Origin of the sequence: Bradyrhizobium sp. 1 (assembly GCF_023073315.1) — a bacterium.
In the GTDB taxonomy this organism is placed as follows: Bacteria; Pseudomonadota; Alphaproteobacteria; order Rhizobiales; family Xanthobacteraceae; genus Bradyrhizobium.
Genome location: NZ_JADPJH010000010.1, coordinates 334,522 through 337,777, shown reverse-complemented (window position 1 = coordinate 337,777; position 3,256 = coordinate 334,522). Strand labels below are relative to the sequence as shown.

The 3,256-nt window shown below is 64.5% G+C and carries 3 protein-coding genes; 1 reads left to right on the top strand and 2 read right to left on the bottom strand.

What is annotated here, in order from left to right; all coding sequences use genetic code 11:
• Positions 1 to 49: 49 nt before the first annotated feature.
• Together IVB29_RS04240 and IVB29_RS04235 are read right to left on the bottom strand one after the other, a co-directional pair.
• The gene (locus tag IVB29_RS04240; protein ID WP_247502129.1) at positions 50 to 997 is read right to left on the bottom strand and encodes a hydroxymethylglutaryl-CoA lyase; all 948 of its coding nucleotides are present in this window, start codon (positions 995 to 997) and stop codon (positions 50 to 52) included.
• Positions 994 to 2,169, bottom strand: coding sequence for a CoA transferase (locus IVB29_RS04235; RefSeq protein WP_247502128.1), 1,176 nt, complete (start codon positions 2,167 to 2,169; stop codon positions 994 to 996). The genes IVB29_RS04240 and IVB29_RS04235 overlap by 4 nt, the downstream gene beginning before the upstream one ends.
• A gap of 107 nt (positions 2,170 to 2,276) precedes the next feature.
• Between IVB29_RS04235 and IVB29_RS04230 the strand changes: the two genes are divergently transcribed.
• Positions 2,277 to 3,209: a LysR family transcriptional regulator gene (locus tag IVB29_RS04230; RefSeq protein ID WP_247502127.1), complete on the top strand. Its 933-nt coding sequence runs from the start codon at positions 2,277 to 2,279 to the stop codon at positions 3,207 to 3,209.
• The last annotated feature ends 47 nt before the right edge of the window (positions 3,210 to 3,256 follow it).

Below are 3,256 nucleotides of genomic sequence, written 5' to 3'. Positions count from 1 at the left end.
CCGGCGCTTCGCGCCACCTTCTCCCACAAGGGGAGAAGGGAAGAAAAGCTCACGCCGCCTTCGCAGCGCTCCCGCTCGGCAAACCGGCCCGCGCCATCCCGCCATACAGCGCTTCGTTTGGCATCTCTTCGCGCAAGATCCTGCGCACCGCGATCAGCTTCTCCAGATCGATGCTCGTCGCAAAGCCCTTGCTCTCGCAGAGAAACACCAGGTCCTCGAACACGACATTGCCGGTCGCGCCCGGCGCGAAGGGGCAGCCGCCGAGGCCGCCGAGTGAGCCGTCGAGGATGCGCGCACCTTCGTCCAGCGCGGCGGACGCATTGGCGATGCCCATGCCGCGGGTGTCGTGGAGATGGATGCAGATCGGCTTCGATCCGGAAAGCTTGACCGCGGCACGCGTCAACTCGGCGACCTGCTTCGGCCCGGCATAGCCAACGGTGTCGGCGATCGCGACGAAATCGACGCCGGCCTCCAGGCACTTGTCGACGAGACGCAGCACCTCCACCGGATCGACCGCGCCGGTGATCGAGCAGCCCAGCGCCATCGAGATCGCGGCATTTACCAGCGGCTTGTGAGAACTGGCATCGCGCATCTCGCAGAGCCGCTTCACATTGGCGATCGCGGAGTCGCGCGAGCGATGGGCGTTGGCCTGGCTGTGCTCTTCCGTGGCCGAGACCACCGACGCGATCTCGCCGACACCGGATTCGAGGGCCTCGTTGACGCCGCGTTCGTTGAGCGCGAGCGCGACGCCATGAGCACCTCGCAGGCTCGCGACCGCCGCAACGACGTCACGAACGTCGACGAACTGCGGAAAGGTTTTTGCCGGCAGAAACGATCCGACCTCGAAATGCCGCACGCCGGCGGCATATTCCTCGCGCACCCAGCGCTGCTTCGCTTCGGTTGAGGGAATCTTTTTCACGAGCTGGAGCCCATCGCGCAAACCGACCTCGCGCAGGCTGACGCGGTCCGCGGGGTAAATCGTCTCGATCCGGCTCATGCGCGCCTCCCAGCGGCTTTTGACGTGACGTCGTTGTTATCGATCTCGGCGCGAACGGCCGCTGTGTCGGCGCCGAGCGGCGCGACTTTCAGGCCTTCACCGAAATGGCTGCCGTTCCATTCGAGCGGCAGCGCCGGCACATGGAACGGTTTGCCGTCGGCGGTGATGTTGGTGACGAGGCCACCGGGCCGCAGCACATGCGGGTCGGTCAGGAGATCCTCAGGCCGGTTGATCGGCGAGAAGCAGATGTTGAGCGCATCGAGCTTTTGCGACAGCTCGGCGACGTTCCACTGCCGGATGATCTCGGCCACGCGCGGAAGAATCCGCGGCCGCGCCAGGATGCGGTCGGTCGTGGTCCGCAAGGCGGGATCATCGAGAAGATCTGCAAGGCCAAACTCGCGGCAGAAGCTCTGCCAGTGCCCCTCGGTCACGACGCCGATGAAAATGCGTCCATCGCCGGCGGCATCAAAGATGTCGTAGATCGGCCAGGCGTGCTCGCGCTCCGGCATCGAGCGCGGCTTGTTGCCGGTCATCTCGTACTCGACCATGTGCTGGGCGACCAGGAACAGGCAGTTCTCGAACAGGCCGATGCGGATGTCGGCGCCGTCGCGCTTTCCGCCGCGCTTCTGGTACAGCGCCGCCAGAATCGCGATCACGCCGAACATGCCGCCCATGATGTCGTTGGCGGAGGAGCCGACACGCTGCGGCTTCTCCTTGGTGCCGGTCATGGCGGCGAGTCCCGACATCATCTGCACGACCTCGTCGAGCGCCGGGCGATGCTCGTAGGGGCCGGATAGAAAGCCCTTGTGGCCGGCCACGATCAGATGCGGATGAAGGCGGCGCAGGTCCTCGGGCCCGAGCCCCTGCTTGTCGAGCTGGCCATCGCGAAAATTTTCGAGAAACACGTCGGCCGTATCCAACAGCCGGTGCATGGTGTCACGATCCTCCGGCTTCTCGAAGTCCAGCACCACGCTGCGCTTGCCACGGTTGAACAGCGGAAAGAACGCCGTCCCCATGCCACCCAGACTCCGTGTCTTGTCGCCGGCGGGCGGCTCGACCTTGATCACCTCGGCACCAAGCTGCGCCAGGATCATGCCGCAGGTCGGCCCCATGACCATGTGGGTCATCTCGACGACCCGCACGCCTTCGAGCGGCAATCCGGTCCCTGTCATGCGGCACTCCCTGTTCGTTCGGCCATCGAAGACTAGGCCTTCACAAGCCTTCTGAAAAATATAATCTGTCGAAGATTACCTTCGCAGTTCTAGAACGCTAGATCGACATGGATTCGCGCCAGCTCCGCTATTTCATCGCCGTCTACGAGCAGCGCAACCTGTCGCGCGCGGCTGACCAGGTCAATGTCGCGCAGTCCGCGCTGAGCCATCATATCTCGAACCTGGAAGCCGAATTTGCAACGCCGCTATTCGAGCGCAAGCCGCGCGGCATGGAACCGACGGCCGCCGGCGAGCGGCTCTATGAGCACGCCCGCATCATCCTGCGCGCGATGGCGGAGGCCGAGACCGAGGTGCGCGAGGGCGCCCGCGTCATTGCCGGCGACATCTCGATCGGCATGGCGAATTCCGGCGTCAAGGCGATCGGCGTGGAGCTGATGCGCATTGTTCTCACCAAATATCCCAAGCTCAAGCTGTCGCTCACCGAGAGCCTGTCCGGCGCGACGCTGATGCACCTGATGATCTCCAATGTCGATCTGGCGCTGGTCTACAATCCGCCGTCGGAGAAGGAGCTGATCGCGGAAGCCGTGCTCGAAGAGGAGATGTTCCTCGTCGGCATTCCAAAGCTGGTCGGCAAGGGCAAGACCCCGATCCGGTTCGAGGAGCTGAATCGGTTGCCGCTGATCCTGCTGCGCTACGGCCTCGGCCTGTCCTCGCGCGCGCTGCTGGATGATCCGGTGTTGCTGAAGCGGCTGGAGGGCGGCGCCATCCTGCACGCCAATTCGATCACCGGGATGACCGGCGCGCTGGTGGAAGGGCTCGGCTGCACCATCGCGACAAAACTGTTCGCGCGGGAGGAGCTAGCGGCCGGCCGCCTGGTCGCACGCAAGGTGATCGAGCCGAAGCTGACCCGCACACTCTATCTCTGCCGCCTGCGCAACCGTCCGATGACGTATGCGATGGAAGAGATGCGACGGTTAATGCTCGGATTGATCGCCGAGCAGGTGCGCAGCGGGGGTTGGCAAGCGGAGCTGGTGGGGTGAGGCGGTGCTTCTGTTCCCTCTCCCCGTTCTTACGGGGAGAGGGTTAG